Source organism: Enterobacter sp. 301B (assembly GCF_003850715.1).
Lineage (GTDB): Bacteria > Pseudomonadota > Gammaproteobacteria > Enterobacterales > Enterobacteriaceae > Enterobacter > Enterobacter intestinihominis.
On the sequence record NZ_PQTC01000038.1, the window covers coordinates 1 to 20,278 of the forward strand.

Genomic DNA, 20,278 nt, shown 5'->3' on the forward strand with positions numbered 1-20,278 from the left:
CCGTTGCCCGGATAGCTCAGTCGGTAGAGCAGGGGATTGAAAATCCCCGTGTCCTTGGTTCGATTCCGAGTCCGGGCACCAATATTCATAAGGCCTCGCTGAAAAGCGGGGCTTTTTCCTTTCTTAGCTACGGTAGATTTCTGGTCGTTGCAACACGTTATTTTCTTGCTGGATTTTTCACCATTTTTGCAGATGTTCGTTACTTTTAGACACCTCAACATCCTCTGATATACCTTTTTCTAACCACACAGCTACGGTCTTTCTACGGTCCTCTACGGTTCCTTTCTCTCAAATCATTCATAGTGAAGTAGAAAACACGGGGGAAACGGGGGAATTATCATTTCGCCTTAATCCGCTGGTCTTAACGTGATTTTGTCGCGGGGAATAAGATGGGAAAATCCCCAATAGCAAGCGGGGATACCTGGCGGCAACCCTCTCCACATGGGGATCTTCACCAGTCCGTCCACCTGCAACAAGCTCTTCTTGCCCTTTCACTTCTTACCGTTACTAGAATCCCCCGTCCTCCACGCCATCATAAAATGGTTTATCCGTAGTAATTAAACATATTGGACTAGTAAACCTAAGTGTCGGACCTGAACTGTGAGTTCAACAAGCAAATTCAACGCTGCCCTTAATCAACGGAGGGCAGGTCAAAACCTCCAACTATTAGCAATGCCCGCAATTGGCGCAAAGCGGATAAGTTAACTGAGGTGAAGGTCCGCTGTGAGCGATAAGCGAAAGTTGACAATTACTCCCACAGGTTTTTAAAACATATTTGGTCCAATTCCCTCTAAAGGCAAGCATCTGAATGCCGATAACTACTATGAATTTTTGTACCAAAAACAAGGAATACGCCATTTATAGGTGTCATTCCAACTGCAAATAAATCTTCAAAAGTGATGGGAGGCAAGATGGCATCATGCCCAAATTGTAAATCGACCAACGTTAGAGAGCGAAATGTTGGGAAAAAAACTGGCGGCGTTATTGGCGGTGTTGGCGGTGCACTTGGCGGTGCATCAGCAGGAGCTGCCGTTGGCTCAATAGTTCCGGGAATAGGAACTGCTGTTGGAGCAGTAGTTGGGGGATTGCTTGGTAGATTTGCTGCCGCTTCAGCCGGAGCTGCTGCGGGAGCAATGACGGGGTCAGCTCTGGATGGTATCGTTTTTGATAAATATATCTGTAGAGATTGCGAACACACTTTCGACTAAACAAACACAGGAAAGATGAAATGAAAATTATCTCTATCAAGAAAAAGATCTACTCAATGGCTGTTGGTCATTGCAATATGTGTGAAGAATCATCTTATAACCTCTGCGACATTTGTGATTACTGCTCTGCTTGTTGCTGTTGCTAATTCAAGCATGAGTCTGCTTATTAAAACATTAGCAGATCTACAGATGGTAATACGTTTACCCGGCCTATAGATGCGATTTCGTAGGCCGGGTAGCCGACTCTAAGACCAGCCACATACAGACCACGCTATTGGTACTTATGGTATGTAATGGTACCCGACTTAAGCACATATTATTTCTGTGAAATCTTCCCCGACGGCAATCTTTCTCCTTTAAGACCAGAATCAGACCGTAAAACCTGCTCTTTCTGCATTTCCCGTCTTCATTCATACCATGTGGCACCAGCATTCCCTTCGCCACGCCAGAAAATCAACTCAGCCATTAGCAACGCCGTGCCGGGGATGGGTCAACCCTGACGTTCTTTACACCAGTCACAGGAGCTAATATGTCCAGTCCGAAACGTTTCCGTTTTACCAGTCAGCTCATTAAATCCCTTCCCCCAAACTCATCAGATTCACGCAGTACCGATGCCGAATACAGCGATACCGAGATTTCGGGTCTGAAGTGTCTGGTCAGCAAAGGTGAAGGACGTAAAAAATTCTTGCTCCGCTACCTCTATCATGGACGAAAACGCGCCATCGCCATTGGCCACTGGCCTGAGGTCGATGTCACCTTAGCACGCAAGATTGCCATAGAGCATAAACGCTCGCTTGCCACCGGGACTGACCCTAAGCAGGAACGTGAAAACAAGAGACAAGAGATGACATTTGATGAACTCTTTAACCAGCATTATCTGGTTTGGGCAAAATCCGCGAAACGCAGTTGGGGCAAGGATGTTCAGCGCTACCGGGATCATATCCGCCCCGCCATTGGTCAGATGCTGCTGAGCGATATCACACCCAGCGCCGTTCTTCGGCTTCAGCAAACGCTAAGTATGTCACTGTCAGCAGCCACCTGTAACCGTGTCATCGTACTCATTAAAGCGGTGTTTACCTGGGCCGGGAGACAAAGCCTTACCTCTGTTCATCCGGCAAGGGTGGTACAGCTTCTCAGGGAAAACAACGCCCGGCAACGCTATTTCACCGAGGACGAAATTCGTCGTATTTTCCTCTCCGCCGATAAAGATATCAGCCCCGTCGCTGCCCGCTATGTCAAACTGTTGCTGCTCACCGGGCTTCGGCGCGATGAACTACGTCTGGCAAAGTGGGAACACCTTGACCAGGTAAAACGCACCTTATGGCTACCCCAAACCAAGAATGGCTATGGGCGGATTGTTCATCTTAACTCACTGGCACTGGACGTTATCAGAACACTGCCAACGCAGCGGGGAAATCCATGGTTGTTTATCGGCAAAAAGCAGGGAATGCCGCTGAATAATCCGGTTAAAGCCTTTCAACGGATCGTTCGTCGGGCGGGCATTTTTGACAAAGAGGTGTGTATTCATACCTGTCGCCATTCGGTTGCCGCACTGATCGTTTCCTACGGTGGAACACTGTATGACGTTCAGTCTCAGCTGGGGCATCGCAGCAGTCAGTCATCACAACGGTATGCGCATCTTCATCCTCAGCGCTTACAGAACACCAGCCAGCTACTGGCGGAAAGGATAACAGCTCAGCTACCGTCCTTGCGATAACAGAGAAGCAGAGGCAAATGCCCCTGCTTTTTTTGCATACAATCAGAACTCGGCTGAAATATTACAGTGGAGAAACGATCGTTTTATCTGGTAGAAAACGCCTTCAACATCACTGTTCTGAACACGTTTTTTGTAATGCCCTTTACTTTCCGGCTCAAGATAATTTTTGGCAGAAAGGAGCTTAGCTACCTCTGCGGATTTACGGTTATGTCGCCTGCACCAGTCGTCAAATACAGGCGCAAAAATCATCAAATCCTGAGTTTTAGGATGTGTATACCCCCAGTGATTGCTGGGTATATAAGCCTCTTTATCCTGTAGCGGTACAAAATGCGCGGCCTGTCGTTTGATAAGTTCCAGTTGAATGGCGCTTAATGCTTCTTTAACCGGGTTGTACTGGTTCCGTCCATCATCCAGCCAGCGGCGAACCGCGCTCATCACCGAATCGTTAATCATTTGCGGTTCAAATGGCAGGATGCCCCACTCCGCAGCCATACCGCCAGCAACAAGGCAAATAGCAAAGCGTTTTAACGCCCGGTGCTGAATATCGGAAAGAACATATCCGTCTGACTGCAGATCCTCCGCGAGCATCTTGCAACATTCTTCTGTCGTCTCCTTTATCTGTTCGGATAATTCACTGTATGACATCAAGCTACCATCATCATTCTGCTGCGACAAAAAGCAGGCAATAAAGGCTTTTCCAGCCGTGCCATACTGTTCCGCCAGTTCAGCTTTGAGGATATCAGCGCGGCGACGTACCTCTCCGACGGGTTCACCTTCTTTTGCAGCGTCTTCCGGCAGAATATTCAGGCTGATAGCCCGATGTTCCTGCCCTCCCTGAAGCTGTTCATTGCGGGAAGCTAGCTTTTCCGGTATAGACATTTCGCCGGAGGACAGAATGAACGTCTTCCACAATACGGGTTTTCTTCCTGTGAGCGACTTATCCAGGCGATTTTTTGAGCGACCAGAGGTCATGTTATACAACAATGATGAGAATTTTCGATCACTGTAAGCGCCCATTTCATCAATACAGGCAACTAACCCGGAAAACTCGCTGAGGTTGATTTCGAGTGCATTATCTGTTGTATTCCATCGCAGAATAGCGACGTCCGGATGACTACCGGGCTCACCGCCATGGGCATGTACAGACATTCCCACCTGAAGAACTACCGTTTTCCCTGTTGTCGAACCACCATAAAAATGAAACAACGCCACATCCATCCCGGCCATCCCAAGTAGCATTGATGCAAACGAGCTGCTGAGCGCAAACAACTGGGGCCATCCGTAAACATTCTCTTCAATAAGCGTTTTCCATTCTGCTAACGACCCTGACATGCGAATGCCTGAAAAAACCGATTTATGAGGAACAAGGTAATCAAAACCGGAGATCCCCCTGGCAACCGGCATATCACCATGCAAAAAGGCAGCTTCTCCTTCGACCATACCCATAGACTCTGCCACCAGATACATTGGCAGCGCCATTTTCATGCACGCATGAATGAATTTCTCAAAGTAAGCCCTGGCATGGACAGATGTCGTCACACCAAATCCTCTGGACGCCAGAGCAGCAATGACCTGTTCCGGGTTTCTTGCCAGCTCGTCAAGCGATACCGACACCACGACCTTTTGCCCGATGTAATTAATGGTCATCAGATCAACGCTCATGTTGTGCTGTTTGTTTTTAGAGCAGCATCTGGCGCATGGGATTATGGGAGTGGAACTGATATGTACAACCTTTTTCCCTCTGGCGAAAAAGCTACCCGAGTTCCCGTTATAGTAGCCCGCAGGAAGTCCCGCTGCACTTCCGTTCTGCGACGGTTCATCTTCATCCAGTTCAATCTCTATTGCATCGTCAAGAATTTTTGCCGCACGCGCCTCATTAAGCGACTTTTGCGTAAGGAACTGACTAAGTGACAGATCAATATCAGTATCAATATCATCTGCCAGATTGGTTAATTTATCGCCACTCATGACTGTCTCCTTAAATTCAATATGAACAGCAGGCGTAAGCCAGAACCCATCCGCCTGCTGCGATGGTTCTGTTTACGAATTAACAACGCCCATTGCCTGATTGACGGCAGCGTGATATCGCTCCGGACTGGAATGCACATAGATCTCAGTGACTTTAATCGTACTGTGGCCCAGCAGCTCCTTGACCATGTGGATATCCGCGCCACTTTCGACAAGGATTGTCGCAAAAGAATGGCGCAACTCATGGATGGTATAGGACGGGATACCCGCTGTTTCACAAAGTGTTTTTTGCAGGCGACGGGGTTCTGCAACCGGATTATCCGTGTTTTGTCCAGGGAAAACCCAACCGCTATCCCCCAGGAACTGACGCGCTTCGGTCAGCAGCACAAAGGCTTTATCACACACCGGAACATGACGCTGCCTGCCGTTCTTGGTCTGTCTGAGCGTAATGACCTTACGTGACCATTCCACATCCTCCAGACGAAGGTGACGAGTTTCCCCCAGTCGAAGCCCGGTTAAGCCCAGAAACATCAGCAGCATGACCGCTGCACTATCGGGTTCCTTGTGGTGTTTTTGCTCGCAGGCCTTAAACCAGCGCTGAAATTCCTCATGGCTCATCGCCCTGCGACGGGACGTGGTTTCCGGCAGCATCCGGATAAACTCAGTGGGTAACGTCGTCACCAGCTTCATTCTGCGACCATAACCAAAAATGGCTTTCAGCAGAGCCAGATGACGATTACGTGTGGCTGGTTTCAGATTGCTCAGGCCATTGAGATAACGCCCGATAACGCCCTCATCGATATCATGAATCTTAAAATGCCCAAGAAGGGGAAGCAGATAGTTACGGATTTTTGAACGATCGGTATCGGCAGAACGCTTTACACCAGCGTCCAGAACATCATGTTCGAAGCGCTCCAGCAGACCACTGAACAGCAAATTATGCGAAACGAACAGGTTAGCACCACGTAGCTGGTACTCTGCCCGCATATCTGCAATTAGTTTTTGTGCTGCTGACCGCGCCTGCGTGATGGTAAGTGCCGGATAATCACCCAGACGGCGATATACGTTACTCCCGCCACAACTGAAACGGGCGGCAAACATGACCTTGCCTCGTTTACTGACCAGCGCCTTAAAACCCGTAGTTCTGCTGTCGCTCAGTTCACGACTTTTGCCCTTCTGAATGCATTCAGCCTGAACGCTCTGAATAAGGGACTGGCTTATAGGTTGTGTTGTACAGGACACAGCGTCCTCCATGTATGCGGGAACGGTTAAACGCTGTGCATACGCAAGGGTGCTGCAAATCAAGAGAAGGGTTGTAAATACTACTTTGACAATGTGTTGCATAGCCCGAATCCACGCGAAAATTAAACAAAAGGATCAGAGATCCCGTTGAATTTCGTGTGTTAATCCACTGGATTCACCAGCAGATACCATTGGCGCCATAAGACGCTTGTGGTCCCGTAATTTCTTACAGGCTCGAGCAGGGCACTGATAAAGCGCCCCGAAACAACACATCACTGTGAAGGCTCAGAACAGCGAAAGATGGCAGGATATAACCTGCATACATCATTGACCGCTGTACCAGTCAACGACTCACCTGATGGTTCATCGGGGTAGCCGCGCTGGACTCCTTAATGCTTACTGGCCATGAACAGACCTGCACTGAAGGCGGGATAAATGTAACTGGAAAAAATCCACGATGTCAAAACCTTTTTCCATACTTCGCCGTAACACGCCACAAAACAGGCACATATTATCCATTTGAAATCAATCAAATGGAGATAATCATGTTTAAACTCACGACCCCCACCAGTCTTCTCCTTCTCAACCTGCCCGCCTCCGCACTGGCGGCCCTCAGCAATGAAATCCTTGGCCCTGTCGATGATATCGACCTGTTTACCACCTTCTGGAACGAAACGGGAACCCTGCTCTGGCATCTCAACCACGATGACACACTCCCCGAAGACCCGCTGCTGGCAGTGGCACTGGCTAACCCTGAATACGTCACCGCGCTTGATGATGGCTGGTATCTCCTGCTCGGCATCGTCTGCGATAACGGTCAGGGTATCTATCTGGTGTTCCCGGACACGACCGTTATCACTCAACTCCAGAACCTGATTGAGGCGCTGACCCATGAGTAAGAAAAAAAGCGCTACCGAAGCCGCCGTCACCGAAAGCTATACCGTGTTCTACAGTGGTGAAGCCGAGAAAATCAGCCCCCACAGTAAAGGTCTGCTGACGTATGAGCTGGGTAAGGAGGGTGATACCGGCAGCCTTGCCCTGCGCTTAACCGCCAATGGCGAAGGAGGCCTGTTCTCTCGTGAATGGATAGCGCTTGATGCGATTCACGCCATTCTGGAACAGCAGCAGGACAGCTTCCCGTCCCGTGTATTTCGCCCACTGTTTGGTCAGGGCAGTACCAACAACGCCGGGTTTCTTGCTGCTGTGCTCAGAAGTCCGGATATCTGCCTTATCGAAGCGGACAGCAGCAGACTCTTTATGCACCGCTGCTATGCCGACTGGCAGCACCGTCTGACGCAGCTTGCCGCAATCAGCCAGGACTAATCCCCCGCTTTTTCTGTGTTCCATACCCCTTAAAAAGGAAATTCACTATGTCATCACCCGCTATATTGCAGGGCGGCTATGTGCTGCCGCTCTCCCGGTCGTTCAACCAACTGCTTCTGGGTATCGTTGCGCAAAAACCGCCTCATCGTCACCCCATCACCGGATTAACCATTAACTTCCGTGACCCTGAATACTCACCGGAAAAGGGCGGCTGGCATCCGGTCGAAATACGCCTCATCCCTGCCGGAGAAGACTGGCAGCTCGATTACGTCACCGATTTTCACTATGCAGGGCATCCATGGCCTGAGCTTGAAAAAGATGTCGATGTGAGCTGGACGCAACAATACACGTGGCTTTCCCGTTGTGGCGATATCTCTCATGTCGACGCCCGTGAGTTCTGGTCGCTATGGGAAAGTAACTTTATGGCTTACCACGATATGGGGGTTTTCACGGTCCGTACGTTGTGGGAAAGCTGAGTATTCACCCGGTTTCCCACGCATCCCCCCTCTCCCCCGTAGTAAGGAACTGAATGTTATGTACCGGCTTCTGCTGCTGAACTTCGTGGATTCATTTATCGATAACTGCATTCTGTCCTGCGTCGATGAACCGGCTTACGGTGGTATCGTGCAGTGCGAACTGCTTTTTGGCCTTGCCGCACACAGCGGTATCTATGTGGGTAATGGCGACATTGTTCATCTTGACGGCGACGGCATTGTTATCCGAAGTAATGCTCGTGAGTTTCTTGACCGGCTCGATGGCTGGAACTCCGCTATCTCTGTGTATACCGACTGTATGGATTTGACACCACGGGGTTGTGCGCGGGCCGCTGAACGGGCAAAGGCGGCAGTGGGTCAGCGCTATCCTTATAGCCTGCTCGACTTTAACTGCCACCGGTTTACTGCCCGCTGCGTTACCGGCGATTCGTGCCCTGATATCTGGCTTGCCAGACATCTCGATTCTTTTCAGAAAGGGGACCGATGGCGCGTATGGCAACGATGAAAGCCAGCCGTTGCAGGCAACGTGTCACCGGACAGGGAGAACGGCTTATCCGGCTGACCATGGTGCTGTTTTACGGTCAGACAATATCTGTTCGCTACATCATCCGGCAGTTTGACGTCTCTCCCCGCACGGCAAGACGGGACCTCACCCATCTGGCCTTTGTGCTCGAATCCGCTGGCCCTCACCGCTGGCGACTGGCTCCCTCGCTGAAACCCTGACTTTTTTCTCTGCCGGACATCTCCTGACCACTCCGTATGGCAGGCTGTCTCCGCTTTTCAATCCATAAGGGAACATGATGAAAATTTTAAAACTGTTAACCGCCGCAATTCTGCTTTCAGCCTTCAGCCACAGCGCGTTCGCCGACGAGCAGGCTGACGCTCAGATGATAACCAACTCGACCTTCTGCGCGATGTACTCCACCCGCCTGACCCAGACCAGTGACAGCGGCCTTCAGGTAAAAGGCGTTAATCTCAATGCCCGCTTTAACGGACCGGTATTCAACCGGGTGCTCCAGGTGATGAACAAAACCTATGGCAGAACCTGGCTCGAATCAAATGCCCGTAACGGCAGCATGACCGCCATGCAGCTTTCGCAGTCAGAGCTGCTCTATAACCCGGAATATGCCCGGCAGTGCAATGCCTTTGCGGATAAAGTGGAAAAGGAATGGCGCAAAAAGTAACCGGAACGTGATATCCGGCCATCCGGTGAACAGAAACCTGCTTTCGGGCAGGTTTTTTTTACTTTTTCTTGATCAGCCGGACACACCCTGTCCGGGGGGAGTAATTAAACTGTCAGGTCCAATATCTGCAATGAGGTGAAATATGGCTACCTACCGACACGACCCTGATCTTGAATTTCTGCGCCACTGCCATCGTGACGATCTGGATTTACTGGTTTCTGTGCTTATCTGCGATCCGAAAGACGGACTGGCACGCATCACGGAAACGCTGACCTATGATCCTCAGTATAAAAAACACAAGCCCAACCACCCGCGCTACTGGGATGCCATTGCCGCCGAGGTTCAGACGTTTGGGGCGAACAGCTTTGCCACGCTGCTCCGCTGGGGTAAAGGGGTGCTGTACCGGGAAATTCTCACCGATGCCTGCGATAAAATGAAGGTGAACTACAACAACAAATCCAGTGTTGAAACCATTGAAATGAATCTGCTGATGAAGATCCTGGAGAAAAGTCTTGAGAAGATGACGCCTGACCAGCTAAAGACCGTGGCGGAAGAATTGCAGACAGGCTACAGCAACCCCACGCCGGAGTTGCTGACCATGGCAATCCAGGCGGGGATAAAAACATCCGGGTTTGCGGCCTATCAGATGGCACTTGTTGTCACAAATGGTGTGGCGAAAGCCCTGTTAGGCAGAGGGCTGACCGTTGCAGGAAATGCCATGCTGACGCGTACCATGGGCGCTTTTGCCGGTCCCGTGGGCTGGGTGCTCAGTTCTCTCTGGCTGCTGATTGATTTAGCCGGTCCCGCATACCGGGTGACGCTACCATCCTGCATTTTTATTGCCTACATGCGCCAGAAGCATCTTTATTCACCTGAGAATACTGACGTTTAGCACTTACATTTAAGGTATTCAGACTTTAAAAAACTTCAGAAGGCGGACAAATCCTGTCCGCTACTGCTGGCATCATTTCCCGGCTAAATTCGGAAATGATGTATGACGCTGATAACACAAGAAAATGAACATGACAGACTGGCAACCCGCCTTTCCATCATCCTGAGCCGTTTGTTTCAGGGTGAAAAGCTGCATATCGGGACGCTGGCAGAAGAATTTGGGGTGACGACGCGCACGCTGCGGCGGGATTTTAACGTCCGCCTCACCTATCTTGATATTGAACAGAACAACGGCGTATATCAGCTCGCTTCGCATTACTTTCGTCGCCGCACGGAACGGGATATGAAGATACTGGCGAGGTTGCTGCATCTTGACCGTCTGTTACCCGCGATGGACGCCAAACTGCTGAGCCTTCTGCTTGACGGGGAGCGCCCTTCACCCTACCGGATTATGCTCCCGGAGCCGCGCCAGAAACCCACGCTCTTTGGTGATTTCAGCAGACTGACGCTCGCCATACTCAACCAGACCCAGGTGCGTATCAGAACCGACGAAAACGTCAGCCATACCGTTCATCCCTATCGTCTGCTTTGCAGCCATGCGGAGTGGTTTCTTGCTGGGTGTGCTTTATCGGGCGTGTTCGTTATTTCCCTGTCCCGAATCAGGCTGGTTGAGGTATTACCGGATACAACGTTTGAAATCGATAATATGCTCATTTCGCTGATTGAACAGTCTGACTTTATGGAAACCTTACCCCACATGAACATTATTCATCAGATAATGCATTACGGGAGTAAACAGACGAATAATCGTAATTAAAATCACAACATATTATTAGTGATGATTAAATCACATTAACATGATAAGTGAGAAAGTTATGATTATCGATAAAGAATATGCACTTGTAGATGCAACCGCAAGACTTAACACTGACCTGAGGAATTATGAACATGAAATAAACAACGCCGCCATCATAACATTTGGCAATGACCTCATTGAGGTAATCGTATATCAGTTCAGCTTTATCATCAGCATCAGGGCAGAGGGTGAAAAAATAAAGCACGGCCTTCTTGTTAACTTCGGTAAAAATATAGCAAGACAGGTTTCATCACTTTGTGCATCCGCAATGCGGGTCTACCCGAATGAAAAACACAAACCGAGCCGTCAGCTTTTCCATTGCATAAATTAGTTTGTGCAAAGACTGTACTACCGACACGCAATAAATTAAAATAGGCCAGCTAATATAACATATGAGGTTTATAATGGCTGGCCAGTATGAAAAAGCAATAACGATAAAACAAGCGATAGATTCAATTAATTTACGCCACTATCTTCTGCCTGCAATTCAGAGGAAGTTCGTCTGGAGCAGCAGTCAGATATGTTTGCTGTTTGATTCCATCATGCGAGACTACCCGATAAACTCTTTCATGATGTGGGATATCCGTAGTGCCAGTATTAAAAATGATTACAAATTCTATGAATTCCTGAAAGAATACTGTCAGCGATTTAATGAAGAAAACCCCTGCGTAGCAACAAATGCTGGATTTCATGATTTCAAGGCGGTGATTGATGGTCAGCAGCGTCTCACATCATTATATATTGGATTGTGTGGAACGTATGCGTATAAACAGCCCCGGATGTGGTGGCCTTCGGCACAGGATGATCGCATCCTGCCACCCAGAAAGCTTTACGTCGATTTAACAGCGCCACTTAAGTCAGACGACGAACTCATGATGAAGTACAACTTCAGGTTCCTCACTGAGAAGCAATACGCTGATTCACTTACAGACAACAAACATCACTGGTTCTGCCTGCACGAAATATTCAAATACGAGCAACATGATTCTCCGGATGATATTTTATTTAACGTTGTCGAACCAGAACTCGAAAAAAGAGGACTCATTTCCAGTGAATTTTCCAGAAAAACATTACTGAGACTTTATACCAAGATAAGAACTGAAAATCTTATCCACTACTTCAATGAGAGCAGTCAGGACATTGATCATGTGCTGGATGTTTTCATCCGCACGAACAGCGGGGGGACAAAACTTGAGTTCTCCGACTTACTGATGTCAATAGCGGTAGCGCACTGGCAGGGTGATTTCAGAAGAGAACTGGATGAACTGACAAAAAATATTTATCAGAATAATGAAATGGGTTTTTATATTGAAAGAGACTGGTTCTTAAAAACCAGCCTGATGCTTATTGACTCTGACGTCCGGTTCAAAGTAAAAAACTTCACTTCAGAGGAGGTCGGTAAGATACAACAACAATGGTCTGAAATAAAATCCTGTATCAAGGAGACCTTTATTCTTATCAGGCGATTCGGCATCAATCCACAGTCTTTGATATCTAAAAATGCAGTCATTCCTGTGGTCTACTGGCTTTACAAAAAGCAAACCAGTGGACATTCATTATATACAACGATTAATCTCCTGAATAAAAACCACAATGAACGCTCAGTAATTAGCCAGTGGTTTTACATGGTACTTCTGAAAGGAATCTTTGGAAGCCAGGCAGATGCGCTACTCACGAGCATCAGAGACGTAATGAAGAATAGTCTTTCAGATGTTCATTTTCCTCTTGAGAAAATTATTGACAGATATAAAGGCTCGAATAAAGACCTCAGATTTGACGACGAATACATCGAAAGCCTTCTCAATATCAGATATGGCGAAGGTCGTTGCCGCGCACTATTGCATCTTCTGTTCCCTGAAATGAATCCGACCGAGGTGTTTCATATTGATCACCTTCACCCAAGAAATCATTTTTCAAAGAAATATCTTGAAAAACTAGATTATATTGCGAATTCACCTGAGAAGCTCAGCTTTTATGAAAATCCGGAATACTGGGACACCATACCGAATCTTCATTTACTGAATCACTCTCAGAATATAAGTAAACAGGATACTTCCCTGAAACAATGGCTATCTCAGCCATCAAACAACTATTCGCCATCAATGCTGTTAGTTTCAGATGAAAATATTGAGTTCAGTCGCTTCCCGGAATTCTACAATGAGCGAAGAAACGCCCTGAAGCAAAGACTACTGAGTCGGGTGTTTCTTACAACAAAAATAGATTCATCACCATCCACAATGGATACGGATGAAGAAATTCTCACTGACTGATCTTAAGCCCCGAAAGTGTTGGGGCCTCAGTATTTATTGTCAGCACAACGTTTCTACTGGCCTGACTGAAAGAGTGTTGGCTACACAACCGGGCAAACGAACTCTCAGTGCAACGTATGACATACAAAGCCTGTCATCAATATGAAATTGCGATAAAATCGGGCCAATAACAGTACTTAAGAATCATACAACAGGATACAAAATGACAAGCCTTCAGCAGCGTGCAGAGCTACACCGCCAAATCTGGGCCATTGCCAATGATGTCAGAGGCTCCGTAGATGGGTGGGATTTTAAACAGTATGTACTCGGTGCACTTTTCTACCGCTTCATCAGTGAGAATTTTTCCAGCTACATGGAAGCAGGGGATGAGAGCATACATTATGCAGCACTTGATGACAGCATCATTACCGATGACATCAAAGACGATGCCATCAGGACTAAAGGCTATTTCATCTACCCGAGCCAGCTGTTCTGCAACGTTGCAGCTAAAGCTAACACCAACGACAGGCTGAATGCTGATTTAAACAGTATCTTCGTCGCTATTGAAAGCTCTGCCTACGGCTATCCGTCTGAGGCCGATATCAAAGGTCTCTTTGCCGATTTCGATACGACCAGCAATCGACTGGGGAACACAGTCAAAGACAAAAACACCCGTCTTGCCGCCGTTCTCAAAGGCGTTGAGGGGCTAAAACTGGGGAATTTTAACGAGCACCAGATTGACCTGTTTGGTGATGCCTACGAGTTCCTGATTTCTAACTATGCGGCAAATGCCGGTAAGTCTGGAGGGGAGTTCTTCACACCTCAGCACGTCTCTAAGTTGATTGCTCAGCTTGCGATGCACGGTCAGACTCACGTCAACAAAATCTATGACCCTGCTGCAGGCTCGGGCTCACTGCTGCTTCAGGCGAAGAAGCACTTTGATAACCATATCATTGAAGACGGTTTTTATGGTCAGGAGATAAATCATACAACCTTTAACCTGGCGCGTATGAACATGTTCCTGCACAACATCAACTACGACAAATTCGATATCAGGTTGGGCAATACCCTGACTGAACCACACTTTGGCGACGAAAAGCCGTTTGATGCGATTGTTTCGAACCCGCCATATTCGGTGAAATGGATTGGCAGTGACGATCCGACGCTGATTAACGATGAGCGTTTTGCTCCGGCAGGTGTGCTGGCACCAAAATCAAAAGCTGACTTTGCGTTTGTGCTTCATGCGCTTAACTACCTGTCCGCCAAAGGCCGCGCGGCGATTGTCTGCTTCCCAGGTATTTTCTACCGTGGAGGTGCTGAGCAAAAAATCCGTCAGTATCTGGTCGATAACAACTATGTTGAGACGGTGATTTCACTCGCACCAAACCTGTTCTTCGGCACCACCATTGCGGTGAATATTTTGGTGCTGTCAAAGCACAAAACCGATACCAACGTGCAGTTTATTGATGCCAGTGAGCTGTTTAAAAAAGAAACTAATAACAACATCCTGACTGATGACCATATCAGACAGATTATGAGTGTGTTCGACAGCAAAGCAGATACTGACCATCTGGCAAAAACGGTTCCTTATGAAACTGTGGCGTCTAATGACTATAACCTGTCGGTTAGCAGCTATGTGGCAGCCAAAGATACCCGCGAAATTGTCAATATCACTGAACTGAATGCCGAGCTGAAAACCACCGTCAGCAAAATCGACCAGTTACGCCAGGACATTGACGCGATTGTGGCAGAAATTGAAGGCAGTGAGGTACAGGCATGAGCGGGCTGAGTTATCTGGAAAAACTGCTGGATGGGGCTGAGGTTGAGTGGAGGACACTAGATAGTGTTGGCCAGTTTCTGCGAGGTAAGAGGTTCGTAAAATCAGACCTTATTTCGGAAGGTGTTCCATGCATCCACTATGGAGAAATGTACACACATTATGGAATATCGGCAGAAGAAACCAAGTCATTCCTTGACGAAGGAGTCGCTGAAAAATTACGTGTCGCTAATCATGGAGACGTAATTATTGTCGCTGCAGGCGAAACAATTGAGGATATTGGAAACGGTACTGCATGGCTTGGGAAAAATGATGTGGTCTTTCACGATGCATGTTTTTCATTCAAAAGCGAATTAAATTCAAAGTATGTTTCTTACTTCCTGAGAACGAACTTATTTAAAGAGCAAATTAAAAGAGGCGTTTCATCCGGCAAAATTTCATCAATTAATGCAAAAGGTCTTGGAATGGCTGAGATCCCAATTCCCTGCCCCAACAACCCAGAAAAGTCCCTTGCCATCCAGTCTGAAATCGTCCGGATTCTGGACAAATTTACTGCACTTACCGCTGAGCTTACCGCTGAGCTTACCGCTGAGCTTACCATGCGTAAAAAACAGTACAACTACTATCGAGACCAGTTGCTGAGTTTTGAAGAGGGTGAAGTTGAGTGGAAGACATTGGGTGAGATTGTGAAGATGCGTGCAGGGCAGCATATTTCGGCGAGAAATATAGTAGATGGGAAAGAAGGAGATTTTGTATATCCTTGTTTTGGCGGAAACGGTATTCGTGGTTACGTTAAAGAAAAAAGTCATGATGGGGAACATCTATTAATAGGGCGACAAGGTGCTCTGTGTGGCAATGTCCAAAGAATGAAAGGTCAGTTCTACGCTACAGAACATGCAGTTGTAGTCTCAGCCATGCAGGGGATTGATATTGACTGGGCATTTCATATGTTAACAACAATGAATCTAAATCAATATGCGTCGAAATCTGCACAGCCGGGTCTTGCTGTGGGGAAATTGCAGGAATTGAAATTATTAGTGCCTTCCATAGAGCGTCAGAAATATATTGCTAAAATGCTGGACAAATTTGACACATTGACGGGTTCAATCACAGAAGGCCTCCCGCGCGAAATCGAGCTGCGCCAGAAACAGTACGAGTACTATCGTGATTTACTGTTCAGCTTCCCGAAACCAGAAACCGCCAGCAACTGACGGACCATTGATACCGGCAGGGTTTGTTCTCACCCGCCCGGTATCAGGTTTTATGAATGCCGGAAGATCCTTCTGATACCCTTCCGGACTTTGCCAGATGACGCACAGGATGCACCATGACACAACAGACACACACCATTGCTGAATCCAATAACTTTATCGTCCTTGATAAATACACAAAAGTTATGGATACCGGTGACAGCTACCAGAGCGAATTGGACCTTGAGCGGGAACTGATTCAGAACCTTCTTAATCAGGGCTATGAGTTTATATCCGTTAAGTCACCGACTGCGATGCTGGCGAATGTGCGGGACCAGCTTCAGCGTCTTAATGGTGTGGAGTTTAACGAAAGTGAATGGCGGCGTTTCGCAGAGCAGTATCTCGACAGCCCCAGTGACAGCAGCCTGGACAAAACCCGTAAAATCCATATCGACTATATCTGTGATTTCACGTTTGATGACGGTCGTCTGGAAAACATCTATCTGATAGATAAAAAGAACCTGCTGCGCAATAAGGTGCAGGTCATTCAGCAGTTTGAGCAGACTGGCTCACACGCTAACCGTTATGACGTCACCATTCTGGTCAACGGCCTTCCGCTGGTGCAAATCGAACTCAAAAAGCGTGGCGTGGCGATTCGTGAAGCCTTTAACCAGATACACCGTTACAGCAAGGAAAGCTTTAACAGCGATAACTCCCTGTTTAAATACCTGCAACTCTTCGTGATTTCCAACGGGACTGATACCCGGTACTTTGCCAGTACCACTAAACGGGATAAAAATAGCTTTGATTTCACCATGAACTGGGCAAAATCGGATAACACTCTGATTAAGGACCTGAAGGACTTTACCGCCACTTTCTTCCAGAAGCATACTCTGCTGAATGTTCTGTTTAATTACAGCGTGTTTGACAGCAGCCAGACGCTGCTCGTCATGCGCCCCTATCAGATTGCCGCCACCGAGCGCATTCTCTGGAAAATCAACAGCTCTTTTAAAGCGAAGAACTGGTCAAAACCCGAAAGCGGTGGATTTATCTGGCATACCACAGGGTCAGGAAAAACCCTGACCAGCTTTAAGGCCGCACGTCTGGCTACTGAGCTGGACTTTATCGATAAAGTCTTCTTCGTGGTCGACAGGAAAGACCTCGATTACCAGACCATGAAGGAGTATCAGCGCTTCTCTCCGGACAGTGTCAATGGTTCGGATAATACAGCAGGCCTCAGAAGAAACCTGGATAAAGACGATAACAAAATCATCGTCACAACCATTCAGAAACTCAATAACCTGATGAAATCTGAAGCTGACCTGCCCGTCTACCAACAGCAGGTGGTGTTTATCTTTGATGAGTGTCACCGCAGCCAGTTTGGTGAGGCCCAGAAAAACCTCAAAAAGAAATTCAGACGCTTTTATCAGTTTGGTTTTACCGGTACGCCTATTTTCCCCGAAAACGCACTGGGAGCAGAAACCACAACCAGCGTGTTCGGGCGTGAGTTACATTCTTACGTCATTACTGATGCGATTCGTGATGAAAAAGTGCTGAAGTTTAAGGTGGACTATAACGATGTCCGCCCACAGTTTAAGTCTCTTGAAACGGAAACTGATGAGAAAAAACTCAGCGCGGCTGAAAACCACCAGGCCTTTCTGCACCCACTACGTATCCAGGAAATAACGCAATACATTATCAATAACTTCCGTCAGAAAACACACCGAACCTTCCCGGGAGCTAAGGGCTTTAACGCCATGTTAGCAGTTAGCAGCGTGGAAGCGGCAAAAGCTTATTACACGACGTTTAAAATGCTACAGGAAGAAGCGGAGAAGAAATCTGGCAGCTATAAACGCCTTCGGGTTGCAACCATCTTCTCCTTTGCTGCAAATGAAGAGCAAAGCGCCATTGGTGATATTACTGACGAAAGCTTTGATACCAGCGCAATGAACAGCAGCGCAAAGGAATTCCTGGATTCAGCCATTGATGACTATAACAACCACTTTAAAACCAATTTCAGTACCGACAGTAACGGCTTCCAGAACTACTACCGCGATTTAGCTCAACGAGTGAAAAATCAGGATATCGACCTTCTCATCGTGGTGGGAATGTTCTTAACCGGCTTTGATGCCCCGACGCTTAACACTCTTTTCGTTGACAAAAACCTCCGTTATCACGGCCTGATGCAGGCATTTTCCCGCACAAACCGTATCTATGATGCCACCAAAACCTTCGGCAATATCGTGACTTTCAGGGACCTGGAGCGTCCGACCATTGATGCCATCACACTATTTGGCGACAAAAACACCAAGAATGTGGTGCTGGAAAAAAGCTACGAAGAGTACATGCAGGGCTTTACCGATGCGGCAACCGGTGAGGCTAAACGAGGTTTTATGGCTGTTGTTTCGGAGCTGGAGCAGCGCTTCCCTGACCCTGCCAGTATCGACAGTGAAAAAGAGAAAAAAGCCTTCGTCAAACTGTTTAGTGAATATCTGCGGGCAGAAAACATCCTTCAAAACTATGATGAATTTGCCACGCTGAAAGCCCTGCAGAAGGTTGATATTAGTGACCCGGAAGCGATAGAAACCTTTAAAGCAGAGCACTATGTGGATGATGAAAAATTTGCTGAATTACAAACCATTCGTCTCCCGGCAGAACGTAAAGTTCAGGACTATCGCTCAGCATACAATGATATCCGGGACTGGCAGCGACGCGAAAAAGCATCAAACGACAGGGATAAATCAACCACAGACTGGGATGACGTGGTGTTTGAAATTGACCTGCTGAAGTCGCAGGAAATTAACCTGGATTACATCCTTGGTCTGATTTTCGACCACAATCGTCAGAAAAAAGGTAAAGAAGCCCTGACTGAAGAGGTCAGACGCTTAATCCGCTCAAGTCTGGGCAACCGTGCCAAAGAAGGTCTGATTGTTGACTTTATTCAGCAAACTAACCTTGATGACATGCCGGACAAGGCCAGTATCATTGATGCATTCTTTACCTATGCTCAGCGTGAACAGCAGCGGGAAGCAGAAGCGTTGATTAAGGAAGAAAACCTCAATGAAGAGGCTGCAAGGCGCTATATCCGCACATCACTAAAACGGGAATATGCTACCGAAAATGGGACGGAGTTAAACGAGACGCTACCAAAGCTCAGTCCGCTGAATCCTCAGTACAAAACGAAAAAGCAGACTGTATTCCAGAAAATTGGGGCGTTTATCGAAAAATTTAAAGGGGTTGGTGGGCACCTCTAGTAGCCAGATAAAAGAACAATGCGCCACCGCAATTTATAGGTAAGATTGTATCTTTTCACCTGCATCAGACCTGTTATGATCAATGAGGCGCTGGTTAATGTTAATGCTAACTGGATGAGTTTTAAACGCTGATTCAGACAATTAGCGTCCAGAACTTACAGAAACCAGTGCTTGATTTTGGATGGTAAAGTGCTGAACGGATGTATCACAGGAGAATACTTATGAGCGTAACTATAAAAGACGATCGACTCAGGACTATCGCGACCTTTGATGGCAAGACCTTGAAAGATGATCGACTGAGGACCATCGCGACGTTTGACGGTAAAACCCTGAAAGACGACCGGCTCAGAACCATCGCAACTTTTGACGGTAAAACCCTGAAAGACGACCGACTCCGCACCATCGCTACCTTTGATGGCAAGACCCTGAAAGACGATCGACTCCGCACCATCGCAACATTTGATGGTAAAACACTTAAAGACGACCGACTCAGAACTATCGCGACAGTTAATGGTAATGTCAGTATTGTTGTTTTGGCGTTTGCTGCTCGGCTATTTTAGGGCTAAGAGCCTATCTCAACAGAGATTAATACTTTACCCAAAAGATATAATATCAGTATCTAAAAGCCTGCACCGTCTGATTTTTAGTCATTGAATCGCGAGAACGGGAGATAATTTCTCTTCTATGGGTATAGGCTCATAATGGTAGGATTCTGGTAGCTTCGAAACGCCGTATTTAAGCATTACTTAAGTCATGTAGAACCAAACTTAAACATTTCTCTCAAGGTAAACCAGTAAAAAAATGTTAGTGCTGATGGATCGTTTGGCCTCTTTTAAAGGGATTGAAAATCCCCGTGTCCTTGGTTCGATTCCGAGTCCGGGCACCACTATTTAAAGAACCCAGCCTATGGCTGGGTTTTTGCTTT

The 20,278-nt window shown here is 47.4% G+C and carries 17 protein-coding genes and 1 tRNA gene; 16 read left to right on the forward strand and 2 right to left on the reverse strand.

Going from position 1 to position 20,278, the window contains the following annotated elements; translation table 11 throughout:
* The first annotated feature begins 5 nt into the window (after nucleotides 1-5).
* Together C3451_RS22680 and C3451_RS22690 are read left to right on the forward strand one after the other, a co-directional pair.
* Nucleotides 6-81 (forward strand) — tRNA-Phe (locus C3451_RS22680).
* A gap of 1,656 nt (nucleotides 82-1,737) precedes the next feature.
* Nucleotides 1,738-2,925: a site-specific integrase gene (locus C3451_RS22690; protein WP_124304430.1), complete on the forward strand. Its 1,188-nt coding sequence runs from the start codon at nucleotides 1,738-1,740 to the stop codon at nucleotides 2,923-2,925.
* A gap of 42 nt (nucleotides 2,926-2,967) precedes the next feature.
* Here the strand turns inward: C3451_RS22690 and C3451_RS22695 are convergent, their stop codons facing one another.
* Together C3451_RS22695 and C3451_RS22700 are read right to left on the reverse strand one after the other, a co-directional pair.
* The gene (locus C3451_RS22695; RefSeq protein WP_049012546.1) at nucleotides 2,968-4,893 is read right to left on the reverse strand and encodes a DUF927 domain-containing protein; all 1,926 of its coding nucleotides are present in this window, start codon (nucleotides 4,891-4,893) and stop codon (nucleotides 2,968-2,970) included.
* 72 nt (nucleotides 4,894-4,965) lie between these two features.
* Nucleotides 4,966-6,237: a site-specific integrase gene (locus tag C3451_RS22700; RefSeq protein ID WP_080353035.1), complete on the reverse strand. Its 1,272-nt coding sequence runs from the start codon at nucleotides 6,235-6,237 to the stop codon at nucleotides 4,966-4,968.
* A gap of 443 nt (nucleotides 6,238-6,680) precedes the next feature.
* Here C3451_RS22700 and C3451_RS22705 point away from each other — a divergent pair, with 443 nt between their 5' ends.
* The 14 genes from C3451_RS22705 to C3451_RS22770 all read left to right on the forward strand — a co-directional run bounded on the left by C3451_RS22705 (nucleotide 6,681) and on the right by C3451_RS22770 (nucleotide 19,913).
* A complete protein-coding gene (locus C3451_RS22705; protein WP_049012547.1) occupies nucleotides 6,681-7,034 on the forward strand; it encodes a hypothetical protein in 354 nt (117 codons plus the stop codon).
* On the forward strand, nucleotides 7,027-7,458 hold the full coding sequence (locus tag C3451_RS22710; RefSeq protein WP_124304431.1) for a hypothetical protein: 432 nt from the start codon (nucleotides 7,027-7,029) through the stop codon (nucleotides 7,456-7,458). The genes C3451_RS22705 and C3451_RS22710 overlap by 8 nt, the downstream gene beginning before the upstream one ends.
* Nucleotides 7,459-7,505: 47 nt before the next feature.
* The gene (locus C3451_RS22715; RefSeq protein WP_124304432.1) at nucleotides 7,506-7,934 is read left to right on the forward strand and encodes a DUF2787 family protein; all 429 of its coding nucleotides are present in this window, start codon (nucleotides 7,506-7,508) and stop codon (nucleotides 7,932-7,934) included.
* A gap of 58 nt (nucleotides 7,935-7,992) precedes the next feature.
* On the forward strand, nucleotides 7,993-8,457 hold the full coding sequence (locus C3451_RS22720) for a lecithin retinol acyltransferase family protein (RefSeq protein WP_057060184.1): 465 nt from the start codon (nucleotides 7,993-7,995) through the stop codon (nucleotides 8,455-8,457).
* Complete coding sequence (locus tag C3451_RS22725) at nucleotides 8,436-8,675, forward strand: DeoR family transcriptional regulator (protein WP_124304433.1); 240 nt, start codon at nucleotides 8,436-8,438, stop codon at nucleotides 8,673-8,675. The genes C3451_RS22720 and C3451_RS22725 overlap by 22 nt, the downstream gene beginning before the upstream one ends.
* Nucleotides 8,676-8,749: 74 nt before the next feature.
* Nucleotides 8,750-9,136 carry a hypothetical protein gene (locus C3451_RS22730; protein ID WP_240034226.1) on the forward strand — a complete coding sequence of 129 codons (387 nt, stop codon included), beginning with the start codon at nucleotides 8,750-8,752 and terminating at the stop codon, nucleotides 9,134-9,136.
* Nucleotides 9,137-9,278: 142 nt separating this feature from the next.
* Complete coding sequence (locus C3451_RS22735; protein WP_000257250.1) at nucleotides 9,279-10,028, forward strand: DUF3944 domain-containing protein; 750 nt, start codon at nucleotides 9,279-9,281, stop codon at nucleotides 10,026-10,028.
* Between the two features lie 102 nt (nucleotides 10,029-10,130).
* Entirely contained in the window at nucleotides 10,131-10,844 is a 714-nt protein-coding gene (locus C3451_RS22740; protein WP_124304434.1) for a DeoR family transcriptional regulator, read from the forward strand.
* 58 nt (nucleotides 10,845-10,902) lie between these two features.
* Nucleotides 10,903-11,214, forward strand: coding sequence for a hypothetical protein (locus tag C3451_RS22745; protein WP_023293482.1), 312 nt, complete (start codon nucleotides 10,903-10,905; stop codon nucleotides 11,212-11,214).
* A 73-nt stretch (nucleotides 11,215-11,287) separates the two neighbouring features.
* Nucleotides 11,288-13,153 (forward strand): DUF262 domain-containing protein, encoded by a 1,866-nt coding sequence (locus C3451_RS22750; protein WP_124304435.1) that lies wholly within the window; start codon nucleotides 11,288-11,290, stop codon nucleotides 13,151-13,153.
* 202 nt (nucleotides 13,154-13,355) lie between these two features.
* A complete protein-coding gene (locus C3451_RS22755) occupies nucleotides 13,356-14,912 on the forward strand; it encodes a type I restriction-modification system subunit M (protein ID WP_023293484.1) in 1,557 nt (518 codons plus the stop codon).
* Nucleotides 14,909-16,120 carry a restriction endonuclease subunit S gene (locus C3451_RS22760; RefSeq protein ID WP_023293485.1) on the forward strand — a complete coding sequence of 404 codons (1,212 nt, stop codon included), beginning with the start codon at nucleotides 14,909-14,911 and terminating at the stop codon, nucleotides 16,118-16,120. Before C3451_RS22755 ends, C3451_RS22760 begins: the two co-directional genes overlap by 4 nt.
* A 116-nt stretch (nucleotides 16,121-16,236) precedes the next feature.
* Nucleotides 16,237-19,353: an HsdR family type I site-specific deoxyribonuclease gene (locus tag C3451_RS22765; RefSeq protein ID WP_124304436.1), complete on the forward strand. Its 3,117-nt coding sequence runs from the start codon at nucleotides 16,237-16,239 to the stop codon at nucleotides 19,351-19,353.
* A gap of 221 nt (nucleotides 19,354-19,574) precedes the next feature.
* The gene (locus C3451_RS22770; RefSeq protein ID WP_023293487.1) at nucleotides 19,575-19,913 is read left to right on the forward strand and encodes a 5-fold beta-flower protein; all 339 of its coding nucleotides are present in this window, start codon (nucleotides 19,575-19,577) and stop codon (nucleotides 19,911-19,913) included.
* The last annotated feature ends 365 nt before the right edge of the window (nucleotides 19,914-20,278 follow it).

Excerpts from the sequence above, each read along its gene's own strand:
- C3451_RS22690 (WP_124304430.1), top strand. The coding sequence starts at position 1,738 with ATGTCCAGTCCGAAACGTTTCCGTTTTACCAGTCAGCTCATTAAATCC.
- C3451_RS22695 (WP_049012546.1), bottom strand. The coding sequence starts at position 4,893 with ATGAGTGGCGATAAATTAACCAATCTGGCAGATGATATTGATACTGAT.
- C3451_RS22700 (WP_080353035.1), bottom strand. The coding sequence starts at position 6,237 with ATGCAACACATTGTCAAAGTAGTATTTACAACCCTTCTCTTGATTTGC.
- C3451_RS22705 (WP_049012547.1), top strand. The coding sequence starts at position 6,681 with ATGTTTAAACTCACGACCCCCACCAGTCTTCTCCTTCTCAACCTGCCC.
- C3451_RS22710 (WP_124304431.1), top strand. The coding sequence starts at position 7,027 with ATGAGTAAGAAAAAAAGCGCTACCGAAGCCGCCGTCACCGAAAGCTAT.
- C3451_RS22715 (WP_124304432.1), top strand. The coding sequence starts at position 7,506 with ATGTCATCACCCGCTATATTGCAGGGCGGCTATGTGCTGCCGCTCTCC.
- C3451_RS22720 (WP_057060184.1), top strand. The coding sequence starts at position 7,993 with ATGTACCGGCTTCTGCTGCTGAACTTCGTGGATTCATTTATCGATAAC.
- C3451_RS22725 (WP_124304433.1), top strand. The coding sequence starts at position 8,436 with ATGGCGCGTATGGCAACGATGAAAGCCAGCCGTTGCAGGCAACGTGTC.
- C3451_RS22730 (WP_240034226.1), top strand. The coding sequence starts at position 8,750 with ATGATGAAAATTTTAAAACTGTTAACCGCCGCAATTCTGCTTTCAGCC.
- C3451_RS22735 (WP_000257250.1), top strand. The coding sequence starts at position 9,279 with ATGGCTACCTACCGACACGACCCTGATCTTGAATTTCTGCGCCACTGC.
- C3451_RS22740 (WP_124304434.1), top strand. The coding sequence starts at position 10,131 with ATGACGCTGATAACACAAGAAAATGAACATGACAGACTGGCAACCCGC.
- C3451_RS22745 (WP_023293482.1), top strand. The coding sequence starts at position 10,903 with ATGATTATCGATAAAGAATATGCACTTGTAGATGCAACCGCAAGACTT.
- C3451_RS22750 (WP_124304435.1), top strand. The coding sequence starts at position 11,288 with ATGGCTGGCCAGTATGAAAAAGCAATAACGATAAAACAAGCGATAGAT.
- C3451_RS22755 (WP_023293484.1), top strand. The coding sequence starts at position 13,356 with ATGACAAGCCTTCAGCAGCGTGCAGAGCTACACCGCCAAATCTGGGCC.
- C3451_RS22760 (WP_023293485.1), top strand. The coding sequence starts at position 14,909 with ATGAGCGGGCTGAGTTATCTGGAAAAACTGCTGGATGGGGCTGAGGTT.
- C3451_RS22765 (WP_124304436.1), top strand. The coding sequence starts at position 16,237 with ATGACACAACAGACACACACCATTGCTGAATCCAATAACTTTATCGTC.
- C3451_RS22770 (WP_023293487.1), top strand. The coding sequence starts at position 19,575 with ATGAGCGTAACTATAAAAGACGATCGACTCAGGACTATCGCGACCTTT.